The sequence below is a fragment of the Pseudomonas alcaligenes genome (assembly GCF_041729615.1).
Lineage (GTDB): Bacteria > Pseudomonadota > Gammaproteobacteria > Pseudomonadales > Pseudomonadaceae > Aquipseudomonas > Aquipseudomonas alcaligenes_B.
Genome location: NZ_CP154874.1, coordinates 76,213 through 99,813, shown reverse-complemented (window position 1 = coordinate 99,813; position 23,601 = coordinate 76,213). Strand labels below are relative to the sequence as shown.

At 68.0% G+C, this 23,601-nt stretch carries 18 protein-coding genes and 1 pseudogene; 7 read left to right on the top strand and 12 right to left on the bottom strand.

Going from position 1 to position 23,601, the window contains the following annotated elements; translation table 11 throughout:
• Nucleotides 1-21: 21 nt before the first annotated feature.
• From AAG092_RS00515 to AAG092_RS00500, 4 genes are all read right to left on the bottom strand, one after another.
• On the bottom strand, nt 22-1,686 hold the full coding sequence (locus AAG092_RS00515; RefSeq protein WP_373388063.1) for an AMP-binding protein: 1,665 nt from the start codon (nt 1,684-1,686) through the stop codon (nt 22-24).
• A gap of 129 nt (nt 1,687-1,815) precedes the next feature.
• The gene (sixA, locus tag AAG092_RS00510) at nt 1,816-2,271 is read right to left on the bottom strand and encodes a phosphohistidine phosphatase SixA (protein ID WP_110683644.1); all 456 of its coding nucleotides are present in this window, start codon (nt 2,269-2,271) and stop codon (nt 1,816-1,818) included.
• Nucleotides 2,268-2,615: a DUF4389 domain-containing protein gene (locus AAG092_RS00505; RefSeq protein ID WP_373388062.1), complete on the bottom strand. Its 348-nt coding sequence runs from the start codon at nt 2,613-2,615 to the stop codon at nt 2,268-2,270. Before AAG092_RS00505 ends, sixA begins: the two co-directional genes overlap by 4 nt.
• 13 nt (nt 2,616-2,628) lie before the next feature.
• Nucleotides 2,629-3,651: an NAD(P)H-dependent glycerol-3-phosphate dehydrogenase gene (locus AAG092_RS00500; protein WP_110683642.1), complete on the bottom strand. Its 1,023-nt coding sequence runs from the start codon at nt 3,649-3,651 to the stop codon at nt 2,629-2,631.
• A 257-nt stretch (nt 3,652-3,908) separates the two neighbouring features.
• On the opposite strand from AAG092_RS00500, the gene AAG092_RS00495 reads away from it, so the two are divergent.
• From AAG092_RS00495 to fabB, 3 genes are all read left to right on the top strand, one after another.
• Complete coding sequence (locus AAG092_RS00495; RefSeq protein WP_373388061.1) at nt 3,909-5,801, top strand: ATP-binding protein; 1,893 nt, start codon at nt 3,909-3,911, stop codon at nt 5,799-5,801.
• Between the two features lie 148 nt (nt 5,802-5,949).
• The gene (gene fabA / locus AAG092_RS00490) at nt 5,950-6,465 is read left to right on the top strand and encodes a 3-hydroxyacyl-[acyl-carrier-protein] dehydratase FabA (RefSeq protein ID WP_110683640.1); all 516 of its coding nucleotides are present in this window, start codon (nt 5,950-5,952) and stop codon (nt 6,463-6,465) included.
• A 13-nt stretch (nt 6,466-6,478) separates the two neighbouring features.
• Complete coding sequence (fabB, locus tag AAG092_RS00485; protein WP_373388060.1) at nt 6,479-7,693, top strand: beta-ketoacyl-ACP synthase I; 1,215 nt, start codon at nt 6,479-6,481, stop codon at nt 7,691-7,693.
• Between the two features lie 55 nt (nt 7,694-7,748).
• Here fabB and AAG092_RS00480 read toward each other — a convergent pair whose 3' ends face one another.
• The 3 genes from AAG092_RS00480 to AAG092_RS00470 form a co-directional block, all read right to left on the bottom strand.
• Nucleotides 7,749-9,374, bottom strand: coding sequence for a methyl-accepting chemotaxis protein (locus AAG092_RS00480; RefSeq protein WP_373388059.1), 1,626 nt, complete (start codon nt 9,372-9,374; stop codon nt 7,749-7,751).
• A gap of 196 nt (nt 9,375-9,570) precedes the next feature.
• On the bottom strand, nt 9,571-10,032 hold the full coding sequence (locus AAG092_RS00475; protein ID WP_110683637.1) for a DUF3859 domain-containing protein: 462 nt from the start codon (nt 10,030-10,032) through the stop codon (nt 9,571-9,573).
• A 64-nt stretch (nt 10,033-10,096) separates the two neighbouring features.
• Complete coding sequence (locus AAG092_RS00470; RefSeq protein ID WP_373388058.1) at nt 10,097-11,119, bottom strand: amidohydrolase family protein; 1,023 nt, start codon at nt 11,117-11,119, stop codon at nt 10,097-10,099.
• Nucleotides 11,120-11,236: 117 nt separating this feature from the next.
• Between AAG092_RS00470 and AAG092_RS00465 the strand changes: the two genes are divergently transcribed.
• The 4 genes and pseudogenes from AAG092_RS00465 to AAG092_RS00450 all read left to right on the top strand — a co-directional run bounded on the left by AAG092_RS00465 (nt 11,237) and on the right by AAG092_RS00450 (nt 14,926).
• Nucleotides 11,237-12,094, top strand: a complete 858-nt coding sequence (locus AAG092_RS00465) for a substrate-binding periplasmic protein (RefSeq protein WP_373388057.1) — start codon at nt 11,237-11,239, stop codon at nt 12,092-12,094.
• A 634-nt stretch (nt 12,095-12,728) separates the two neighbouring features.
• Nucleotides 12,729-13,616: pseudogene (locus tag AAG092_RS00460) on the top strand (methyl-accepting chemotaxis protein); the annotation flags it as partial.
• A 52-nt stretch (nt 13,617-13,668) separates the two neighbouring features.
• Nucleotides 13,669-14,064, top strand: a complete 396-nt coding sequence (locus AAG092_RS00455; RefSeq protein WP_110683633.1) for an OsmC family protein — start codon at nt 13,669-13,671, stop codon at nt 14,062-14,064.
• A 1-nt stretch (nt 14,065) separates the two neighbouring features.
• Nucleotides 14,066-14,926 (top strand): pirin family protein, encoded by an 861-nt coding sequence (locus AAG092_RS00450; protein WP_373388056.1) that lies wholly within the window; start codon nt 14,066-14,068, stop codon nt 14,924-14,926.
• Nucleotides 14,927-14,943: 17 nt separating this feature from the next.
• On the opposite strand, the gene AAG092_RS00445 is transcribed toward AAG092_RS00450, so the two are convergent.
• The 5 genes from AAG092_RS00445 to AAG092_RS00425 all read right to left on the bottom strand — a co-directional run bounded on the left by AAG092_RS00445 (nt 14,944) and on the right by AAG092_RS00425 (nt 23,563).
• Nucleotides 14,944-15,429: a hypothetical protein gene (locus AAG092_RS00445; RefSeq protein ID WP_373388055.1), complete on the bottom strand. Its 486-nt coding sequence runs from the start codon at nt 15,427-15,429 to the stop codon at nt 14,944-14,946.
• Nucleotides 15,430-15,464: 35 nt separating this feature from the next.
• Complete coding sequence (locus tag AAG092_RS00440; RefSeq protein ID WP_373388054.1) at nt 15,465-16,463, bottom strand: HD-GYP domain-containing protein; 999 nt, start codon at nt 16,461-16,463, stop codon at nt 15,465-15,467.
• Nucleotides 16,460-20,137 (bottom strand): PAS domain S-box protein, encoded by a 3,678-nt coding sequence (locus AAG092_RS00435; protein ID WP_373388053.1) that lies wholly within the window; start codon nt 20,135-20,137, stop codon nt 16,460-16,462. The genes AAG092_RS00440 and AAG092_RS00435 overlap by 4 nt, the downstream gene beginning before the upstream one ends.
• Before the next feature lie 172 nt (nt 20,138-20,309).
• A complete protein-coding gene (gene htpG, locus AAG092_RS00430; protein WP_373388052.1) occupies nt 20,310-22,214 on the bottom strand; it encodes a molecular chaperone HtpG in 1,905 nt (634 codons plus the stop codon).
• A gap of 95 nt (nt 22,215-22,309) precedes the next feature.
• Nucleotides 22,310-23,563, bottom strand: coding sequence for an MFS transporter (locus tag AAG092_RS00425; protein ID WP_373388051.1), 1,254 nt, complete (start codon nt 23,561-23,563; stop codon nt 22,310-22,312).
• Between the last annotated feature and the right edge of the window lie 38 nt (nt 23,564-23,601).

Genomic DNA, 23,601 nt, shown 5'->3' with positions numbered 1-23,601 from the left:
CCTTTTCCGGGGCCGCGCGACTCAGCCGGCCTGCTGATGCCAAACCACCCCTTCGCGGCGCTGCCCCCAGGCATCGAAGTGCGGGCCATAGGCGTTCTCCACCGAAGCCCGCTTGATCTTCAGGGTCGGCGTCAGGAAGCCGTTGTCCACCGCCCAGACCTCGGGCACCAGCACCAGGCCGTTGAGCTGCTCGTGCTTGTCCAGGGCCAGGTTGGTTTCCTCCAGCAGGCGCTTGAGGCTGCCCTCCAGCTGCTCGCGCGGCTCCTTGCGCCCGGCCTCGGAGAGCACGCACAGGGCCAGCGGCTGCGGCAGGCCGTCACCGACCACGCAGACCTGTTCGATATGGCTGTGCACCGCCAGGCGGTTTTCGATCGGCGCCGGGGCCACGTACTTGCCCTTGCTGGTCTTGAAGATTTCCTTGATCCGCCCGGTCAGGCGCAGATTGCCCTCGGCATCCTGCTCGCCCTTGTCGCCGGTGCGCAGGAAGCCATCCTCGGTCAGCGTCTCGGCGGTCTTGCCCGGCTCCTTGTAGTAGCCCTGCATGGTCGAGCCGCTGCGCACCAGCACCTCGCCCACCTCGCTGATGCGCACCTCGACGCCCGGGTTGTTCTGGCCGATCCAGCCCTGCTTGAACTTGCCGGGGCGGCACACGTGGGAATAGCCGCAGTTCTCGGTCATGCCGTAGACCTCCTGCAGCTCCAGGCCCAGGCGGCGATACCAGTTGAGCAGTGCCTCGGGCACCGGCGCGGCGCCGGACAGCGCGTAGCGCACCGCGTCCAGGCCCAGGCCACGCAGCACCTTGCGCCCGATCAGGCGACCGAGCAGCGGGATGGATAGCAGGAAGTCCAGTTTCCTGGCCGGCATCTTGGAATAGACGCCCATCTGGAACTTGGTCCAGATCCGCGGCACGCCGAAGAACACCGTGGGACGGGCGCGGCGCAGGTCGTCGAGGAAGGTATCCAGGCTCTCGGCGAAGTACACGGTCAGCCCGCTGTACAGCGAATTGAGCTCGACGAACATGCGCTCGGCCACGTGGCACAGCGGCAGGTAGGACAGCACCCGGTCGTCCTCGCGCACGCCGAACAGCTCGGTGGCGTGGCTGGCGGTGAAGCCGAAGTTGCCGAAGTTGTGCATCACGCCCTTGGGCATGCCGGTAGTACCGGAGGTGTAGATGATGGTGGCGAGCTGCTCGGCGCGCGGCCTGGGGGTGTCCTGAATCGGCGCACAGACCTGCAGGTCCTGCCAGGTGCGGTCGTAGCGACCGTGCGGGTGCAACGGCAGGGCCACGGTGGTGACCTGCTCCGGCACGCCGGGAGCCATGGCCGGCCAGTCGTCGAGCTTGCCGATGAAGGCCACCCTGGCCTCGGCATGCTCCAGCACCTGGCGCACCGACTCGGCGGTGAGGTTGGGATAGAGCGGCACCGACACGTGCCCGGCCATCCAGATGGCCAGGTCGGCGACTATCCAGTGCGCACAGTTCTTGGAAATGATGGCGATCTTGCTGCCCTGCTCCAGCTCCAGACTGCGCAGCCAACTCGCCGCACGCCGGGCCTGCTCGCCCACTTCGGCCCAGGTCAGCTGCTCCACCTGTCCGGCGCCGAGGGGCTGGATCAGGTAGGTCTTGTTCGGGTGACGCGACTCGCGCTCGAAAAACACTTCGAGCGGCAAACGGACTGCACTGGCCACGGGGCCTCCTTGTTTATTGTTTTTGTCACAGGGAGCAACCAAGCACTTGCTTGGTCGAATATTCCATGCGTCAGGAGGCATCGCAAGTAGAGAAATGTTACAGAAGCGCCGGCAGGCCGCCCTGGCCGACTAGTGGGGGTGATACAGGCTCTTGAGCGTCATCAGGCCGGGCACGCTCGACTCGCCTTCCAGCTCGACCAGGCTGGCGGTGTGCAATGCCAGGGGTTCCTGCAGATAGCCATGCACCAGCAGACCGCCGAGGCTGCCGAGCAGCGGGTTGTGGCTGACCAGCAGGCAGTCGCCCGCGTACTGGTCGAGCTGCAGCACGGCGTTGCGCGGCGAGTCGTCGGGGGTGGCCCAGTCCACCGTGGTCAGCGGCAGACTCAGGCCAAGCGCCTCGCGCACCAGCTCGGCGCTCTGCTGGGCGCGCCGGTAGGGGCTGACCAGGATATGCGCGAGCGCCTGGCCACGCAGGCGTTCGGCGCTCTTGCGCACTTCCTTGCGGCCACGCTCGGTCAGCGCCCGCTCCGCGTCGCTACGCGCACGCGGCTCGGCCTCGCCATGGCGCAGCAGCCAGAGTTTCACAGCTTGGGCTCTTCGTCGCGCACCGGGTGCGGCGCCGGCGGGATGCTGTGCGGTTCGTTGTCCTGCGGTGCGCGCGGGGTCGGCCAGTCGGCGAAGGGCCAGGGCTTCTCCTCGCTGTTGAAGGTGCCGAAGCGGCCGATCTGCTGCAGGTACTGGCTGAGGCTATCGCCGAAGCCTTGCAGGCCAGCGTTGGGCGCACCGTAGAACAGGCGGTAGCCCAGCTGCAGCAAGACCACGCCGGCGAGCACGATTTCCGCCAGCTGCCAGACGATGGCGAAGATCACCATCCAGACAATGCGCAGGCCGATGGACTCGCGCTCCAGTTCCTTGCTTTCGTCGCTCATGTCGCTCTCCTTCTCAGAATCCGCTGGGGGAAATGAAGTCCACGTCGGTCTTCGGCTCGCCGCGCATCAGCGCCTGGATCACCTGTTCCAGGGTACGCCCCTCGAACAGGATGGCATGCAAGCCGGCGACCAGGGGCATGTAGACCTGCAACTCCTCGGCCTTGTGCTTGAGCACCTTGAGGGTGTTGACGCCCTCGGCCACCTCGCCCAGGCGCGCCACCGCATCCTCCAGACTCAGGCCCTCGCCGAGGGCATGGCCGACCTGGAAGTTGCGGCTCTTGGGCGAGGAGCAGGTGACGATCAGGTCGCCCACGCCGGCCAGGCCGAGGAAGGTCATGGGATTGGCGCCGAGCTTGACGGCGAAGCGGGTCATCTCGGCCAGGGCACGGGTGATCAGCATGCTCTTAGTGTTCTCGCCCATGCCCAGGGCCACCGCCATGCCGGCGATGATGGCGTAGACGTTCTTCAGCGCGCCGCCCAGTTCCACGCCGAAGCTGTCGCGGCTGGCGTAGACGCGGAAGGTGCGGCCGTGCAGGGCCGACTGCACGCGCTGACAGAGCTCCTCGTCCTCGCTGGCGATGACGGTGGCGGTCAGCGCATGCTCAGCGATCTCGCGCGCCAGGTTGGGCCCGGACAGCACGCCGATGCGCGCCTGCGGCGCCACTTCGGCGAGGATCTGGCTCATCAGCTTGAAGCCCTCGGCCTCGATGCCCTTGGTGGTGCTGACCAGCAGCTTGCCGGCCAGCAGCCCGGCCACCGGTTGCAGCGCCTTGCGCAGCGCCGAGGAAGGAATGGCGACGAAAACCAGCTCGCAGGCAGCCAGGGTGGTCGGCAGGTCGGTTACCGGCTCGACCCCGGGCAGCAGCTTGATGCCCTTGAGGTAGCGCGGGTTCTCGCGCTGGGTGCGCATGGCCTCGGCCTGCTCGGGGTCGCGCATCCACTGCAGGACGCGCTGGCCGTTGGCGGCCAGGAGATTGGCGATGGCGGTGCCGAAGCTGCCGCCACCCAGTACTGCAACGGGTTGTTGCTCGGTCATAGGAATTCCACAACGGGCCATCGGGATGGCGAATGGCGGCATTATCACGAAGCATCGCCCGACCGGCCAGTACCGTGCGTGACTGCCATCGCAGCGCATGCGCTGGCAAAGCCTGCCTTCTCGGTTAACATGCCGCAGTCAGGCAGAGAACAAGGCCGTTCCGTGCACAGTTTCCTTCCCCTCCCCGGCTTGCCCCCGGTCGCTCCCGCGGGCACCCGCTCCGGCATGCCCATCCTCCCCGGCGGGAGAATGCAGCCATGACCTTCGGCCGCAAGTGGGACATCCACACCCGCACCCAACTGATCAGCGTCGGCCCGGCCCTGCTGCTGACCCTGCTGTTGACCGGCCTGTTCACCCACTCGCGGCTGCAGGACCTGCGCGCGGAAATCGACCAGACCGGCCAGCGGGTGGCCGACCAGCTGGCGCCGGCCGCCGAGCACGGGATCGCCGCCGGCAACCCGCAGGCCCTGGAGACCCTGCTGCGCGCCACCCTGAAGACCCCGCACGTACGCTTCCTGGAAGTGCGCGACAAGGCCGAGAACATCCTGGTCTACGTCGAGCGGCATGGCGAGGACAGCACGGCACGCGTGGAAGTGTTCCACGCCCCCATCGAGCAGGCAGCGGCGAACGGCACCGATGAGCAGTACCTGGGTCGGGTGGTGGTCGGCATGTCCGACGAGGCCTTCACCAGCCGCCAGCAGACCATCCTGTTCAAGGCCACGGTGCTGGCCCTGTTCGCCCTGCTGCTGACCTTCCTGCTGGCACGCCAGCTGGCGCGGCGCCTGGCCGGCCCGATCATCGAGATGGGACGGGCGCTGCAGGCAATCAAGGCTGGCGACTACCACACCAGCCTGCCGGAAACCGACACCAGCGAACTGGGCGATCTGGCGCGGCACATCAACAACCTGGCGGCCGAGCTCGCCCAGGCCAGCCGCGAGCAGCACAGCGCCATGCAGCAGCTGATCCAGACCCGCGAGCAGGCCGAACAGGCCAGCCGCGCCAAGTCGGACTTCCTGGCCATGATGAGCCACGAGCTGCGCACCCCGATGAACGGCGTGCTGGGCATGCTGCAGCTGCTGGAAACCACCGAGATGACCGGCGAGCAGGCCGAATACGCGGCCCTGGCCACCGAGTCCACCGAACACCTGCTCAAGGTGATCAACGACATCCTCGACTTCTCGCGCATCGAGCGCGGCGCCCTGGAACTGGAGCGCATCCCCTTCAACCTGCTGGAGCTGCTGCAGGGCTCGATCCAGGTGTTCCAGCACAGCGCGCAGCAGCGCGGCCTCTACCTGCGCCTGGAGAACCAGGCCGGTCTGGAGGACTTCGAGGTGCAGGGCGACCCGACGCGCATCCGCCAGATCCTGGTCAACCTGCTGGGCAACGCGCTGAAGTTCACCGAGGAAGGCGGCATCCGCATCGAAACGCGCTGGCAGCCGCTGGACAACGAGGTACTGTGGTTCACCTGCGCCGTGCACGACAGCGGCATCGGCATCGCCCCGCAGCGCCTGGAGCACATGTTCGACGCCTTCCAGCAGGCCGATACCTCGATCTCGCGGCGCTACGGCGGCACCGGCCTCGGCCTGTCGATCGCCCGCACCCTGGCCGAGCGCATGGGCGGCACCCTGCACGCCAGCAGCCAGGAAGGCGTGGGTTCGGTCTTCACCCTGGAAATCCCCCTGCCCTTCAGCCCGCGCCACAGTATTGCCATGCCCTCGCCCGAGGACGACAGCCAGTCCGGCGACGGCCAGGAAGTGCTGCTGGTGGAGGACAACCCGGTCAACCAGACGGTGATCGAGGCCATGCTGCGCAGCCTCGGCTACCGGGTGACCCTGGTCGGCGATGGTGCCCAGGCGGTCGGCAGCTTCGACGCACAGCGCTTCGCCGCCGTGCTGATGGACTGCCGCCTGCCGGTGATGGACGGCTACGAGGCCACGCGGCAGATCCGCCGCCTGCACCCGCACGGCGGCACGCCGATCATCGCCCTTACCGCCAACGCCCTGCAGGGTGACCGCGAGGCCTGCCTGCAGGCCGGGATGAACGACTACCTGGCCAAACCCTTCAAGCGCGCCGATCTGGAGCGCATCTTGCTGCGCTGGCTGGGCAAGCGCACCACCGCCGGCGCAGGAATGCTAGAGTCGGGCGAGTGATGATCTGCGACAAGAACAGGCTGTTTACAACTGTTCACACTGCGCTGTGACTTTCACCTAGGCGCAACAGTCTATGACTAGTCTGCCGCTACACAAGAAAACCCGCGGCGCAGCTTAGCCCCGCCGAGGGGACCATTGAGGAGTTCGCATGACCCAGCAAAACGCCTATACCCGGGAAGAATTGCTCGCCTGCAGCCGCGGCGAACTGTTTGGCCCAGGTAATGCGCAGTTGCCCGCCCCCAATATGCTGATGATCGACCGCATCGTGCACATCAGCGAGACCGGCGGCAAATACGGCAAAGGCGAGATCGTCGCCGAACTCGATATCAATCCCGACCTGTGGTTCTTCGCCTGCCACTTCGAGGGCGACCCGGTGATGCCCGGCTGCCTGGGCCTCGACGCCATGTGGCAGCTGGTTGGCTTCTACCTCGGCTGGCAGGGCAACCCCGGCCGCGGCCGCGCCCTCGGCTCGGGCGAGGTGAAGTTCTTCGGCCAGGTCCTGCCGACCGCCAAGAAGATCACCTACAACATCCACATCAAGCGCACCATCAATCGCTCGCTGATCCTCGGCATCGCCGACGGCAGCGTGGCCGTCGATGGCCGCGAGATCTACAGCGCCGAAGGCCTCCGCGTCGGCCTGTTCACCTCTACCGACAGTTTCTGAAGGACATTTCCGCATGCGCCGCGTCGTGATCACCGGTCTGGGCATCGTTTCCTGCCTGGGCAATGACAAAGACACCGTCTCCGCCAACCTGCGCGCCGGCAAGGCAGGCATCCGCTTCAACCCGGAATATGCCGAAATGGGCCTGCGCAGCCAGGTGTCCGGCTCCGTCGACCTCAACCTGGAAGAGCTGATCGACCGCAAGGTCCTGCGTTTCATGGGCGATGCCGCGGCCTACGCCTACCTGTCCATGGAGCAGGCGATCAAGGATGCCGGCCTCAGCCTGGAGGAAATCTCCCACCCGCGCGTCGGCCTGATTGCCGGCTCCGGTGGTGCCTCCACCCTGAACCAGATGGAAGCCATCGACATCCTGCGCGAGAAGGGCGTCAAGCGCATCGGCCCATACCGCGTGCCGCGCACCATGGGCAGCACCGTGTCGGCCTGCCTGGCCACGCCGTTCCAGATCAAGGGCGTGAACTACTCCATCTCCTCCGCCTGCGCCACCAGCGCCCACTGCATCGGCCACGCCATGGAGCAGATCCAGATGGGCAAACAGGACATGGTGTTCGCCGGCGGCGGCGAAGAGGAACACTGGAGCCAGAGCTGCCTGTTCGACGCCATGGGCGCCCTCTCCACCCAGTACAACAAGACCCCGGAGAAGGCCTCGCGCGCCTATGACGCCAAGCGTGACGGCTTCGTCATCGCCGGCGGTGGCGGCATGGTGGTGGTCGAGGAACTGGAACACGCGCTCAAGCGCGGCGCCAAGATCTACGCCGAGATCGTCGGCTACGGCGCCACCAGCGACGGCTACGACATGGTCGCGCCGAGCGGCGAAGGCGCCGTGCGCTGCATGCAGCAGGCCCTGGCCACCGTCAGTGCGCCGATCGACTACCTCAACACCCACGGCACCTCCACCCCGGTCGGCGACACCGCCGAGGCCCGTGCGGTACGCGAAGTGTTCGGCGCCAAGGCACCGGCCATCAGCTCGACCAAGAGCCTGTCCGGCCACTCGCTGGGCGCCGCCGGCGTGCACGAGGCGATCTACTGCCTGCTGATGATGCAGGGCGGCTTCATCGCCGGCTCGGCCAACATCGAGGAGATCGACCCGGAACTGGCCGACCTGCCGATCCAGCGCCAGACCCGCGACGCCCAGCTCAACACCGTGATGAGCAACAGCTTCGGTTTCGGCGGCACCAACGCCACCCTGATCCTGCAGCGTTACCAGGGCTGATTCCCGGCCCCATGAAAAACGGCGCCCACGGGCGCCGTTTTTCATTGTGCGCAACTCAGATGCGGAAGCGTGCCACCAGCGCGTTGAGGTCCACGGCCAGGCGCGACAGCTCCTGACTGGCGGCGCTGGTCTGGTTGGCCCCGGCCGAGGTCTGCAGCGACAGGTCACGGATATTCACCAGGTTGCGGTCCACTTCGCGGGCGACCTGCGCCTGTTCCTCGGATGCGCTGGCGATCACCAGGTTGCGCTCGTTGATCGAGGAAATCGCCTGGGCGATCTCGTCCAGCGCGCGCCCGGCGGCCTGCGCCAGCTCCAGAGTGGAAGTGGCACGCCCGGTGCTCTGCTGCATGGCACCGACAGCGCGCTCGGTACCCTGCTGAATGCCACCGATCATCTGCTCGATTTCCTGGGTCGACTGCTGCGTGCGATGGGCCAGTGCGCGTACCTCGTCGGCCACCACGGCGAAGCCACGGCCGGCATCACCGGCGCGCGCCGCCTCGATGGCGGCATTGAGGGCCAGCAGGTTGGTCTGTTCGGCGATGGCACGGATCACGTCGAGCACCTGGCTGATGTTGCGTACCTGCTGCGCCAGCTGCTCGACCTCATGGGCGCTATCGGTCACCTCGGTGGCCAGACGGCTGATGGAATCGACGGTCTGGCGCACCTGCTCGCGGCCATGCTGGGCCGTACGGTCGGACTCGCGCGAAGCCTCCGAGGTGCTGACGGCATTGCGCGCCACCTCTTCCACTGCCGAGGTCATCTCGTTCACCGCAGTGGCAGCCTGCTCGATCTCGGCATTCTGCTGATGCAGGCCACGGGTGGAGTCCTCGGTGACCGCGTGCAGCTCCTCGGAGGCGGATGCCAGCTGGTTGGAGGAGTCGGCGATGCTCTGGATGGTGTTGCGCAGGCTCTGCTGCATGCCACGCAGAGCACTGAGCAACTGCGCAGGTTCATCCTCACCGATGATGTCGAACTTCTGTGTCAGGTCGCCGGAAGCCACCACCTGCGCCACCGCCACCGCCTCGCCCAGGGGGCGCACGATGCTGCGGGTCAGCATCAGGGCCAGGAAGATGGTCGCCGCCAGTGCCGCGACTATCAGCAGGATCACCAGCTGCGTCGCATCCGCGTAGACGTCACTGCTGAGCTGGGCCGCCTCCGCGGCTCCGTTGTTGTTCAGCTCGGTCAGGTCGCGCAGCAGGGCCGCCATGTCCGCGGCATGCTGGTTGAGCTCGCCGCTGGCGACGGCGATCGCCGAATCGACGTCGTCCTGGGCCGAAAAGCTCATGAGCTTTTCCTGCTCGCTGAAATAGGCCGACTGCTTCTGCTGGTAACGCTCATACAACTGGCGCTCCTCATCCAGGCTGAGTAGTGCCTCGTAGCGCGCCTGTGCCTGGCCCAGGTCGGACCTGAGCTGGTTGAGCAGAGCGGTGTTCTGCGCCAGGGCGGCCGGCTCGCGAATCACGATCAGGCGCAGGGTGGCCGTACGGATACGCAGGATGTTCTGCCCCATGTCGTTGAGCGCCGCGATACTGGGCAGCCAGACCTCCTTGACCTCGGCCGCGGCGCCATTCATGCGCTTCATCTGCAGCAGGGAGAAGCCCCCGACCAGCACCACCAGCAGTGCCAGGATGGCGAAGCCCAGGCCGGCTCGTGTGGCGATTTTCATATTTCTCAGAGACATGACGGGTTTCCTGATGGTTACTGGGCAATCTGAGGATAGTCGTAAGCTGCGGCAGGTCTTGGCGCCGGCTTGGCAAGCGGAAGATCCGTCTCGCCCTCTGCGTATCGGCCGTCACCGCCACGCCTTGAGCCAACTGCCCATAACGCGAAAGGCCCGGGCGCTGCTGCGGCCGGGCCTGGGTACGACATGCCGGGGATCAGCGCACCTGGAAGCGCTGCTCGACCAGCTTGCGGTCGCCCTGAAACACCATGAACTGCCACTCGCCCGGCACCACCTCGTGGTGTTCGGTGAACTCGAAGGCCATCACGTCCTGCGGCGCGCCGACCACCAGCTTCTGCATCAGCTCGATCTTGTCCTGGCGCTTGCCGTCCGGGCCCACCAGGCCGGGGGTGAAGTACATCAGGGTCAGCGGCTGCTCCGTCTCGGTCTTGCCGACCAGGCGGTAGCGCACGCCGAACTTGGTGCCCAGCCGCGCCGGCACCTGGTCGGTCTGCTCGATCGGCTGGTTGGCACGGGTCAGCACGCGCTCGCCCGGCTGCGGATCCTTGAACTGGGTGGCGAATACGCCGTACTCGATCGGCCCCTCGACACGCACTTCGGCCAGGGCCAGGTTGGCGGAAAGGCCCAGGGCCAGGACGGTCAGGCTGAACAGTTTCATCTCGCGCTCCTTGTTGGAAGATCGGGCGCGAGGCTATGACGCCGCGGTTACAGGCTGATGACAGTCAGTCAGCCAACTCGGCCCGGCGCTGGCGTGGCAGCACGGCGAGGAAGTTGTCGCGCGCCACCCGCCGCGCCACATCCTCCGGCAGGGCATCGAGGAAGGGGCGGAACTCGGCGAAGTAGTCCCCCAGGCCGTCGAAGCGGCCGACCACGTCCGAACCCAGCATGAAGCGCGTCGGGTAGCGACGTACCAGCTGCAGCCAGGCCGGGTCGGCCCGCCCCTCGGTATCCAGCAGATAGGGTCGCAGCACGCTCCAGGACAGGTCGATGTACAGGTTGGGGTACTGGGCGAGCAGGCGCTCCAGCGTCGGCAGGAGGAATTCCAGCCGCTCCTGGTGTCGATGGATCTCCAGGCTGGTGCCGGCATGCGCCCAGATGAAGCGCACGTGCGGGTGGTTGCGCAGCGGCTCCTCGAGCTCCGCCAGGTACAGCGGGTTGCGCTCGCGCTTGGAGGTGATGTTGCTGTGCAACAGCACCGGCAGGTCGTACTCGACGGCCAGGTGGTAGACCCGCGTCATGGCCTCGTTGTTGGCCCGCGGGGTGTCGCCGTAGGTCAGTGCGGTGAGGTCGTCGTGACGGGTGAAGACTTCGCCGATGCCCTGCCAGAAGCCGGGGTCCAGCTCCAGCATGCGGCGGATATGCGCGTCGGCATTCTTGTCGGTGGGGTTGAAGCCGCTGAGGAAGGGATGCAGGCGCCGGCGCTGCTCGGCCGGCAGGCGCTTCACCGCAGCCGCCACCAGCACGTCGGTGGCGCTGTACCAGTAGGCGCCGGCATCGTCGCCGGCGTAATAGCGCGGGCGCTTGGGCTCGTCCTCGTGCCATTTCTTGGCCACCGGGATGCCGGTGATCAGCGCATGCTCGACCCGCCCGGCGTCCATGGCCCGCAGCAGCGGGGCCATGCCCTCGCTCTCCTGGAAGAAGTCGACGTAATGCAGGTGGGCGTCGCTGAAGCGGTAGTCGCGGGCGCTGGCCTGCAGCGCGCAGAGCGCGAGCAGGCCGCCGAGCAGCAGTCGATGAACGAACAATGGCGGTCCTCCCTGGCAATCGAGCAAGGGTAGACTGCCGGCTTGCGCCGCCGTTCACTGGCGGCCGGCGCAACCAGGGGCCATCATGCCTCTACGCCACCTTGCCAGTGCCTGCGCATGATCCTGCCCCGCCTCGCCGCCCTGCTCGTCCTGTTCTCGCCCACGCTGGCCGCCGAGACCCTGACCTATCCGCTGCACTCCAACGGCGTCGACCCCGAGGCCTATGTGGTCGAGCTGCTGCAGCAGGCCCTGGCCAGGAGCGGCGGCGACTACCAGCTGCGCCCCTCGCCCCGGCCGATGCCGCAGAGCCGCGCCGAGCAGTCGCTGGAGCAGAACGACGGCAACGTACAGCTGATGTGGAGCATGACCACCCGCGCCCGCGAGGAGAGCCTGCTGCCGGTGCGTATTCCGATCTACAAGGGCCTGATCGGCTGGCGCATCCCCCTGGTACGGCGCGAAGACAAGAACTGGCTGGCCCAGGTGCAGGGTCTGGATGATCTCAGACCGCTGCGCTTCGGCCAGCGCGCCGACTGGCCCGACACGCGCATCCTGCGCAGCAACGGCCTGCAGGTGATCACCAGCCAGAGCTACGACAGCCTGTTCCGCATGCTCGATGCCGGGCGCTTCGATCTGTTCCCGCGCGAAGTGGTGGTGGTCTGGAACGAACAGGCCCAGGCCGCCCGCGAAGGGCTGGCGCTGGAGGTCGACGAGCACATCGCCATCCACTACCCCACCGCCTTCTACTTTTTCACCTCGCGCGCCCGTACCGACCTGGCGCAGGCGGTGGAACGCGGACTGGAGGCGATGATCGCCGACGGCAGTTTTGCTGCGCTGTTCCAGCAGCACCACGACGCCACCCTGGAACGCGCCAGACTGGACCAGCGCAAGGTGATCGAGCTGGAAAACCCCGACCTGCCGCCACAGACGCCGTTCCAGCGCAAGGAGCTGTGGTACCGGCCCAATGCACCGCAATAGCGCCTGGCGAGCCGAATTGGCGCAAACCTGACGACAGACCGACGGCGCCAGCCTTGTGACGCAGCGCACAGTGCATGATGGCACCCGGCTTGCACTTCTCCCCACAGAACTCTCAGGGAGATGCACCATGCTGCAGTTGTTGCGCAAACCCTCGCGCCGCGAGCGGGACGAAGAAGCCCTCGCCGCCCTCTTCAGCGGCCACGACCTGACCACCCGCCTGCCCGAGCAGCAGCCCTGGATGGGCCGCCTCAACCGCTTCAGCGATGGCCTGCACCAGCGCATCCGCACCAGCCTGGGCGCCGCCGTCGGCATCACCGCCCACGCCCCGCAGCTGGCCAGCATCGCCAGCGCCAACCAGGCCAGCGGGCAGAGCCTGGCGCAGTCCTCGGAGCTGATCGCCAGCGCCAGCGAGCAGGTCACCACCACCCTGGACGCCGAGCTGGTACCCGGCGCCGCCGAGGTGGCGCGGCTCTCCGGTGAAGTCGCCAACACCCTGCGCCAGTGCCAGCAGAGCGGCCAGAGCGTACTGCGCCAGGTGGAGGCCATCGGCGCCTGCGAGCAGGAACTGGCCGAGGTGATCGGCAACCTCACTGCGCAGCTGGAAGAGGTCAGCAAGGTCATCGGCGTGATCGCCAGCATTTCCCAGCAGACCAACCTGCTGGCGCTCAACGCCGCCATCGAGGCGGCCCGCGCCGGCGAACACGGCCGTGGCTTCGCCGTGGTCGCCGAGGAAGTGCGTCGCCTGGCCGGCCACACCACCGAGGCCACCGGTCAGGTCGGGCAGATCATCGAACGCTTCCGCGACGGCATGGACCAGCTCGGCGGCGCCGGCGAGCGCATGCACCAGGCGGTGGAGGACGGCCGTGCCGGCATGCTGCAGGTCGGCAGCGGCCTGGACAGCACGCGCCAGGCCATGGACTGCCTGGATGAGCGGGTCGGCCATATCGCCACCGGCACCGAGCAGATCGGCGCGGCGGTGCGCTCGATCAACGGCGACGTGCAGCAGATCGCCCAGGTCGCCGGCGACCTGCTCGGCAAGGCCGGCCAGGTACTGCGCCACAGTCAGGCCGTGCGCGAGGACGGCGACCGCCTGCTGCAGGGCCTGGGCGACTTCCGCCTGGAGCTGCACCGGGCGGTGCAACGCAGCGTCGAGCAGCTGGCCGGCGACGCGCGCCTGGCCGGCGAGGTGGCTGGCGCCGAGCGCCTGCTGGCCGACACCCTGCGCCGCGATGCACGCTTCGAGCTGTTCTACCTGGTCGACGCCAGCGGCGTGCAGCTCTCGGAAAACATCTTCGCCGCCGACGTGCCGCACCAGGACGCGCCGAGCTGCCGGGGCCGCGACTGGAGCCAGCGCCCCTGGTTCCGAAGCGTGGCGGATGACCTGCGCAGCCATATCACCCCGGTCTACCGCTCCTCGGCCACCGACGACTTCTGCTTCACCGTCTCGGTACCCATCCTCGGTGGCGATGGCCGTCTGCTGCGCGTGCTGGGCGCCGATGTGCGCCTCTCCGTGCTGGTCTGAGACGCGCCGCCTGGGCTAGGCTGGAGCCATCCAACCTAGCCCGGGAGCCACCATGATCCGTATCAGTACCGAGTCCGGCCTGCGCCACAGCATCGAGATCGGCGAGCACCTGCTGCACACCGACGTACCCGAGTCCTTCGGTGGCACGGCCTCCGGCCCCGAGCCGCACGACCTGTTCGACGCCGCCCTCGGCGCCTGCAAGGCCCTGACCCTGATGCTCTACGCCAGGCAGAAGGGCCTGGCGCTGGATAGCCTGGACGTGCGCGTGGTCCGCGACGACAGCCAGGAGCGCCAGGGCATCTACCGCCTGGCCGTGGAACTGGACCTGCACGGCGCCCTGGACGAGGAGCAGCGCCAGCAGCTGCTGCGCATCGCCGACAAGTGCCCGGTGCACAAGCTGATGACCAGCGCCGAAGTGCAGGTGGAAACCCGCCTGGGCGAGGCCTGAGATGAGCGAGCTGCTGCTGATCCGCCCCAGGGCCGAGGACATCGCCGGCCAGCCGATCCTGCGCCCGCTGCCGTCGGCCAGGTGCCGCAGCGTCGGCCCCTTCGTGTTCTTCGACCATATGCTGGAAAAGGTCTATGCCCCCGACAGCGGCATGAACATCGCCCAGCACCCGCATATCGGCCTGTCCACCCTCACCTACCTGTTCGACGGCGAGCTGCAGCACAAGGACAGCCTGGGTTCCGACCAACGGGTGCAACCCGGTGACGTCAGCTGGATGACCGCCGGCCGCGGCGTCGCCCATGTCGAGCGCACGCCCGCTCAGCTGCGGCAAAGGGGTTCACGGCTGCACGGCCTGCAGGTGTGGCTGGCCCTGCCGCAGGAGCTGGAGGCGTGCGAACCGGGCTACAGCCACCACCCCGCCGCCAGCCTGCCGCGCCGCGAAGCCATGGGCGTCGCCATCACCCTGATCGCCGGCACAGGCTTCTGCCTGCAGTCGCCGGTGCCGGTGCCCTCGCCCACCCTCTACGCCGAACTGAAGCTGGCCGCCGGCGCCAGCCTGCTGATTCCCGCCGAGCACCGCGAGCGCGCGCTGTACCTGATCGAGGGCGAGGCCCAGCTGGAAGGCGAGGACCTGCCGCTGCGCGGCCTGGCCGTGCTGCCCGAGGGTGAGGAACTGCTGCTTTCCGCCTGCGGCGAATGCCACCTGGCGCTGATCGGCGGCGAGCCGCTGGGGCCGCGGCGCATGTACTGGAACTTCGTCGCCAGCGATGCGCAGCAGCTGGAACAGGCCAAGCAACGCTGGGCCGCCGGCGACTGGCCGCAGGTGCCGGGCGAACAGGCACGCATCGAGCTGCCCGGCTAGGTGCAGCTCGGGCTGGGCTAGCGATCGGCCTGGGCCAGCGCCGCCTCCTCGTCGGCCAGGCGCCGGATATAGGCGGCGAAGTCCGGGTCCTCGCCACGCAGCAGGTGCGGCAGGCGCTCGCGGAAGTCCTCGCGGCGACTCCACTCGCGCATGTAGTCCTCCCAGGAATGCCAGCGCCTGCGCTGCTTGGCGTCCATGTCGTTCTGGTAGGCGAGCAGGTAGGCGCGTTCGAACAGCGAGATCAGCATGTCGAAGATCACCCACATGCGCTCACGCTGCTCGTCGCTGAGATCGGGCGTGGCGTTCTGGCTGCGCAGGCGCAGGTCCGGGTTGGCCAGTACCACTTCGAGGAAGTCGATGTAGGCGTCGGAGATCTGCTGCCAGATGGCCTCCTCCTCGTTCTCGCGCTCCTTGCGCTGCTCGAAGAGAAACACGCCGATGGCGAACGGCAGCGCCACCACCGTGACTATGTAGGACAGCAGCTCCCAGCTGGGCAGGCTCATGAGGGTCTCCAGAGGAACGAGGCGGCCATTGTGCCCTACTCCGTCTCCGCCCAGCGCTCCTTCACTTCCAGGATCGCCGGCAGGATGCCGAGGAACAGCTCGACCAGTTGCGGATCGAAGTGCCGGCCACTCTCGCGACGGAGGAACTCCAGTGCCTCTTCTACCGGCCAGGCCGGCTTGTAGGGGCGCACGCTGGTCAGCGCATCGAACACATCGGCGATGGCGACGATGCGCCCCTCCAGGGGAATGGCCTCGCCGGCCAGGCCGTTGGGGTAGCCGCTGCCATCCCACTTCTCGTGGTGGGTCAGGGCGATGCTGCGGGCCATGCGTAGCAGTCCGGACTCGTGCTCGCCGATGATCTCGGCGCCGATCTGCGCGTGCTGGCGCATCACCTGCCACTCGGCCTCGTCGAGCTTGCCGTTCTTCTGCAGGATGGCGTCGGGGATGCCGATCTTGCCGACGTCGTGCATCGGCGCGGCATTCAGCAGGTCGTCCGCCTCCACCTCGCCGAGGCCGGCGGCCCTGGCCAGCAGGTGGGTGTAGTGACTCATGCGGATGACGTGCAGGCCGGTCTCGTTGTCCTTGTACTCGGCCGCCAGGCCCAGGCGCTGGACGATCTGCAGACGGGTCTGGCGCAGCTCGTCGACCCGCACCAGCGACAGGTGGGTACGCACCCGCGCGCGCACGATGGCCGGGCTGACCGGCTTGGTGATGTAGTCCACCGCGCCGACCTCGAAGCCCCGCGCCTCGTCCTCGACATCGGCCAGGGCGGTGACGAAGATCACCGGGATGGCAGCCGTGGCCGGCTGCGCCTTGAGCCGGGCGCAGACCTCGTGGCCGGTCATGCCCGGCATCATCACGTCCAGCAGGACCAGCGCCGGCGCCTCGCGCGCGGCCAGTTCCAGGGCCTTGCCACCGTCCTTGGCGAACAGCAGGCGGTAGTCGTCCTGCAGGATCTGCCGCAGAACCTGCAGGTTGGTCGGCTCGTCGTCCACCAGCAGCAGCTTGGGACGGGTATCGGCGGGTCGGATCATGGGGCCTCTCCGGACTGCAGTTCCAGCCAGCCGAGCAGCTCGGCCAGCAGCGCGTCGGCGCGCTCGAAGTCGAAATCGTCGATCGCCTGCTCCAGGCCCCTGGCCTGGGCGGTCGGCAGCGCGGCGATCAGCCGTTGCAGGGCCTGCTCGGCCAGTTCGCCGTGGCCCAGGGCGGCGCGTGCCTGCTCGATCAGCGGCGCCAGCTCGGCCAGTGCCGGTAACGGTGCCGCTTCGTCCACAGGCAGCGCCTGCTCCTGCGGCAACTCGCCCGGCAACTCGCCGAGGGCGGCCTGCAGGGCCAGCAGCAGCCCGCCGGCCGAGGCGGCCACCTTGCCCTTGAGCGCATGTTCCAGCTGCCCGGCCAGGCGGCTGACGCGCAGCAGCGCGAGGTTGGCGGCGGCGCCGCGCAGGCGGTGCACCAGCTCGATGGCGGCCTGCGGCTCGGCATCCTGCAGCAGGCGCTCGATGTCCACGCAGCTGGCGCGATGCTCGTCGAGGAAGCGGCGGATGGCGGCGACCATGGCCGCCTGGCTGCCCCACAGCTGCAGGCCGCGCGGCCAGTCAATGGCGATGTCCGGCGCGGCCTCGGCGGCGGCCGACGGCGGCACCGACGGCACCGGCGCCAGGCCGATGACGCGGGCCATCTCGGCCAGCAGCTGGTCCATCTCCAGCGGCTTGGAGGCGAAACCGTCCATGCCGGCCTCGCGCGCGGCGAGACGGTCCTGCTCCAACACGCTGGCGGTCAGGGCAATGATCGGCGTCGGCGCCAGACCCTGCCGTGCCTCTTCCTGGCGAATCCGCCGGGTCGCCTCCAGGCCGTCCAGGCGCGGCATCTGCACGTCCATCAGCAGCAGGTCGAAGCCACCGGTGCGGAAGGCCGCCAGCGCCTCCTCGCCATCGCCCGCGGTCACCACCCGGTGGCCGAGCTGGCCGAGGCTCAGGCTGAGCAGTTCGAGGTTCTGCGGCACATCGTCGGCGGCCAGGATGCGCAGCGGCGGCAGGCCGAGGCTGGCGGCCCGTGGCGCGGCCGCGCTGGCCTGACCGGCCGGCAGCGGCAGCTCGACACGGAACAGGCTGCCTTCGCCCAGGCGGCTCTCCACGGTGATGCGCCCGCCCATCAGCTCGGTCAGCTGGCGGGCGATGGTGGTACCCAGGCCGGTACCGCCGAAGCGCCGGCTCATCGAGGCATCGGCCTGGGCGAAGGGGTCGAAGATGTGCTGCAGGCGGTCCGCGGCGATGCCGATGCCGCTGTCGCGCACGGCGAGCAGGACCTTGCCCGGCGCGCCGCTGACCTCCAGGCGCACCCAGCCGCTTTCGGTGAACTTCACCGCGTTGCCCACCAGGTTGGTCAGCACCTGCTGGATGCGCAGCGGGTCGCCGCGGAAGTGCTCGCCGAGGCCGGCCTGGTAGTCCAGGCTGAGGCTCAGCCCCTTGGCCTCGGCGCTCAGGCGCAGGGCGTCGCAGACCTGGCGGCACAGCTCGGGCAGGGAGAAGTCGAGGCTCTCCAGCTCCACCGCGCCACGCTCCAGCTTGGCGGTGTCGAGGATATCGTTGAGCAGGCCGAGCAGCGAGCGCGCGGCCTGGCGCACGGTGCCCAGGTGGCGGCGCTGCAGGTCGTCGAGGCGGGTGCCGAGCAGCAGCTCGGTGAAACCGATGATGGCGTTCATCGGCGTGCGGATCTCGTGGCTCATGTTGGCGAGGAAGGTGGTCTTGGCCTCGGCCGCCTGCTCGGCGCGCTCCTTGGCGTCGCGCAGGGCCTCCTCCATCTCGCGGCGCTGGCTGAGGTCGGTGGCGAACTTGACCACCTTGAACGGCTTGCCGTCGGCATCGAAGATCGGGTTGTAGGAGGCCTGGATCCACACCTCGCGCCCGCCCTTGGCCAGCCGCAGGTACTCGCCGCTGTCCAGTTCGCCGCGCGCCAGGCGCGCCCAGAACTCGTCGTAGGCGCCACTGTCGACGAAGGCCTGCTCGCAGAAGATGCGGTGGTGCTGGCCGCGGATCTCCTCCAGGCTGTAGCCCATCAGCTCGAGGTAATTCTGGTTGGCGTTGAGCACGTGCCCCTGCAGGTCGAACTCGGCCATCGCCAGGCCGCGCCCGATGGCGGCCACCGTGCCCTCGAACTCGGCGTTGCGCAGCTTGCTCTCGGTGATGTCCAGCATCACCCCGTCGATCCAGTGTGGCGCCCCCTCCTCGTCGGCCACCGCACCACCGCCCTCCCACACCCAGACCTCGCGGCCGTCGCGGCGCAGCAGGCGGTACTCGACCTCGTAGCTGCGCCCGGCGGCGATCGCCGCGTGCACCAGCTGGCTGACCCGCTCGCGGTCGTCCGGATGGATCAGCGCGTTGAAGCTGCAGCGCCGCTCGATGAACTCCCGCGCCGGCCAGCCGCTCAGGCGCTCCACCGCATCGCTGATGAACAGCATGCTCCAGTCCCGGTCCAGCAGGCAGCGGAAGGCCACCCCCGGGAGATTGCCGATCAGCGAGCGGTACTGCTGTTCGCGCTCGCGCAGGGCGCGCTCCATCGCCTTGCGCTCGCTGATGTCGCTGATGAAGCCGACGTACAGGGTCTGCCCCGGCAGGCTGGCCTTGCCGATGGCCAGGCGCATCGGCAGCAGGCTGCCGTCCTTGCGCCGCCCCTCCACCTCGCGGCCGACGCCGATGATGCGGGCCTCGCCGGTGCGCCGGTAGTGCTCCAGGTAACCGTCATGGGCGGAATGGTGCGGCTCGGGCATCAGCATGCTGATGTTGCGCCCGACCAGCTCATCGGCGCGCCAGCCGAACAGCTGCTCGACCGAGGGGTTGATGTCGCGGATAAGGCCGCGCTCATCGATGGTGATGATGCCGTCCACCGCCGTGTTCAGAGTGGCGCGCAGGCGCATTTCGTTGTCGCGCAGCTGGCCGACCAGCTGGCGATAGCGCAACAGGCCGTTGGCGGCGGCGACGAAGATGGCCAGCGAAACGGTGATCAGCGCCACCGCCAGGGCTAGGTACAGGCTGTGCTCGCTGGCGCCGGCGCCTTCGGCCACACCGACGAAGCGCGCCGCGGCCATGCCGGTGTAGTGCATGCCGCTGATCGCCAGGCCCATCACCAGGCCACCGAGGACCACCGCCCAGATGCCCAGGCCGCGACCGCGCAGGCCGAAGCGTACCCACAGGGCGAGGATCGCCAGCACCACCGCCACCCCGATCGACAGGGCGAACCACCAGGGGTCGTAGCGCAACAGCGGCGCCATCTGCATGGCCGCCATGCCGCTGTAGTGCATGGCACCGATGCCGGCGCCCACCAGTACGCCGCTGCCGACCAGCTGCGCGGCCGTGACCTGGCGCCGCGCCAGCAGCTGCAGGGCGACCCAGGAGGCGCCCAGGCTGGGCAGCATGGACAGCAGGGTCAGCCCCGGTGCGTACTCCACCCGCACGCACAGCTGGAAGGCCAGCATGCCGATGAAGTGCATGGCCCAGACGCCGCCGCCCAGGGCCAGCGAGCCGGTGATGATGGCCACCTGGCGCACTGCCGGGCTCTGGCTGATCCGGGCCATGCCCGCCACCTGCAGGGCCATGGCCGAGGTGAAGGCGGCGATCAGCACCGAGAGCAGCACCAGCCAGGGGTCGTAGCTGCCGAACAGCAGCAGGCTGGGGTCGGCGTCGAGCAGGAACAGGCTGGTCAGGTACGACATAGGGGCAGCGGGCACGGATAGACGATGGCAAGTTAAGCAGGCCCGCACGGGCCGGCGCCAGGCACTGGCACCTGGAGAGAGCCATTAGATAGCCATCATCGAGCAAGCTCCAGCGCTATTTTTCGCGGGCATGAAAAAGCCCGCCGAAGCGGGCTTTTCACGGCACTGCCGGTCAGGCGGACAGCTCGACCAGCAGCTTGTTCAGGCGTCGCACGTAGCTGGCCGGGTCCTTCAGGCTGTCGCCGGCTGCCAGGGCGGCCTGGTCGAAGAGGATGTGCGAGAGGTCGGCGAAACGGTCCTCGTCGGCCTCGGCATCCAGCTTCTCGATCAGCGGGTGGCCCGGGTTGATCTCGAAGATCGGCTTGGACTCCGGCACCTTCTGCCCGCTGGCCTCGAGGATCTGGCGCATCTGCAGGCCGAGGTCCTGCTCGCCGATGGCGAGGATCGCCGGCGAGTCGGTCAGACGATGCGACACCCGCACTTCCTTGACCTGTTCGCCCAGCGCACCCTTGAGGCGCTCCAGCAGCCCTTCCTTCGCCTTGGCCACCTCTTCCTGGGCCTTCTTGTCCTCTTCCGAGTCGAGCTTGCCCAGGTCCAGGTCGCCACGGGCGACGTCGACGAAGTGCTTGCCGTCGAACTCGGTCAGGTAGCTCATCAGCCACTCGTCGATGCGGTCGGTCAGCAGCAGCACCTCGATGCCCTTCTTGCGGAAGACTTCCAGGTGCGGGCTGTTCTTGATCTGCGCATGGGTCTCGCCGGTGAGGTAGTAGACCTTGTCCTGGCCTTCCTTCATGCGGCCGATGTAGTCGGCCAGGGCCACGCTCTGCTCGCCGCTCTCGTCGGCGGTGGAGGCGAAGCGCAGCAGTCCGGCGATCTTCTCCTTGTTGGCGAAGTCTTCCGCCGGGCCTTCCTTGAGCACCTGGCCGAAGGCCTTCCAGAAGGCCTTGTAGTCCTCGGGCTTGTCCTTGGCCAGCTTCTCCAGCATGTCCAGCACGCGCTTGGTCAGCGCCGACTTCATCGAGTCGATCACCGGGCCGGATTGCAGGATCTCGCGGGAGACGTTGAGCGACAGGTCGTTGGAGTCGACCACGCCCTTGATGAAGCGCAGGTACAGCGGCAGGAACTGGTCGGCCTGATCCATGATGAACACGCGCTGCACATAGAGCTTCAGGCCCTTGGGCGCCTCGCGGTGGTACAGGTCGAACGGTGCGCGGGCCGGCACGTAGAGCAGCGAGGTGTATTCCAGCTTGCCCTCAACCTTGTTGTGGCTCCAGGACAGCGGGTTCTCGAAGTCGTGGGCGACGTGCTTGTAGAACTCCTGGTATTCCTCGTCCTTGACCTCGGTGCGCGGGCGGGTCCACAGCGCGCTGGCGCGGTTGACGGTTTCCCACTCCGGCTCGGCCGGCTTGTCCTTGTCTTCGCCGTAGTGTTCCTTCGGCAGCTCGATGGGCAGGGCGATGTGGTCGGAGTACTTCTTGACGATGTTGCGCAGGCGCCAGCCGTCGGCGAACTCTTCCTCGCCGCTCTTCAGGTGCAGGACGATGCGGGTACCACGCTCGGCCTTGTCGATCGTGGCGACTTCGAACTCGCCCTCGCCGCGGCTCGACCAGTGCACACCCTCGCTGGCGGCAGCGCCGGCGCGACGGGTGAACACCTCGACCTGGTCGGCGACGATGAAGGCCGAGTAGAAGCCCACGCCAAACTGGCCGATCAGGTGCGAATCCTTCTTCTGGTCGCCGGAGAGGTTCTTCAGGAAGTCAGCGGTGCCGGACTTGGCGATGGTGCCCAGGTGGGCAATGACTTCCTCGCGGCTCATGCCGATGCCGTTGTCCTCGAGGGTGACGGTCTTGGCGTCCTTGTCGAAGGACAGGCGGATCTTGAGCGGATCGCCACCTTCGAGCAGCTCGGGCTTGGCCAGGGCCTCGAAGCGCAGCTTGTCGGCGGCGTCCGAGGCGTTGGAGATCAGCTCACGGAGGAAGATTTCCTTGTTCGAGTACAAGGAATGGATCATCAGGTGCAGCAGCTGCTTCACCTCGGTCTGGAAGCCCAGGGTCTCTTTTTGAGTTTCCACACTCATGGTCATCGAACTCCACATGCAGGACAGAAGGCCGCGAACGCGGCGGATGTCCTACAGATGGGGACTTCGGGAAGGATTTCAAGACCTTGCCCGAATCAGGGCTGCAACAGCTCGATACGCGCGATCTCTTCCGGCTTGAAGCTGAAGCTGGCCTGGCCGGCGCCGCTGCCCAGCTGCTGGCTGAGGCGGATGCTGCCATCGCCGTCGAGACCGACGAAGCGCCCCTCCAGGGTGCCGCCGCTGGCCTTGCTCACACGCATCAGCAGTTGCCGGTACTGTTCCGGGTTGCGCTGCAGGCGTGCCAGGGAGAAACGCAGGCGGCGATCCAGGGGGGGCCGGGCGCTGGCCTGCGGGGCTTGTTCCGGCTCCTCGGCCTGGACCAACGTTTCGGCGCGCGCCTCCTGGGCCGCCAGCTCGGGATAGCGATCATCGCGCACCTGCCAGCCACGCGGGCCTTTCTCCAGCACCAGCGCCAGGCTCTGCTCGGCGCCGTTGATCCTGGCCTGCACCTGCAGCGGCAACTCACTCGCCGGGAAGGTCACGTCCGGCAGCTCGGCCAGCTGCACCAGGCGGGTGGCGAAGCGCCGCTGCAGGTGGTCCTCGATGACCTTGGCCAGGGTCTCGCGGGAATCGAAGCGGGTATCGAGGCGACCGTCCCGGTAGCGCAGGCGGTCGGCGAACAGCTCCAGGCGCCCACTCAGGCTGGTCTTGAAGGACGGCGGCAGGACCAGGTGGAAGTCGCCCTGCAGCTTGTTCGGCGGCAGGGCCTGAAGGTCCAGGTGCAAGGTATAGCCCTGGCTCAGGCGACGTGCCTCCGGCAGGTCCTGCTCGGGCAGCAGCCAGCTGATCTCCACCTCCGGCAGCGCGCCCTCGTCTTCCGGCAGCACATCCAGCTGCACCGGGGCCTTCTGCGCCTGCGGCAGGCGGATGGTCACCTCGCGGCGGGCGAAGAAATCCTCGCCTTCGCGCAGGCTCAGCACGCCGTCGATCAGCTCGGCATACTGCGGCTTGAACGGTTGGCCGTTGAGCTCGCCATGCAGGCGGATATCCAGCTCGGCCGGGGCCTTGGGCGCCTCCTTGAGCCAACGCAGGCTGAGGATGGCCTCCAGGCGCGCGGCATCCCGGTTGGCCATCAGCACCATGCCGACCACCAGCGGGATGCAGCCCAGGGCCATGAGCACCACGGCCTGGCGCGCCATGCGCCAGTGGCGCAGCACGTAGACCAGGGTGAGCGGCGGTATCAGGCTGCCCCAGCCCCACAGCAGGCTGGTGGAGAAGGCCCGCATCACCAGCCAGACCAGGCCGACGAGGATCAGCAGCAGGCCGCCGAGGATCAGCAACGCATCCATTGAGGATTCCTTGTTCTGTTCTTATGCAGCGCCCCGCC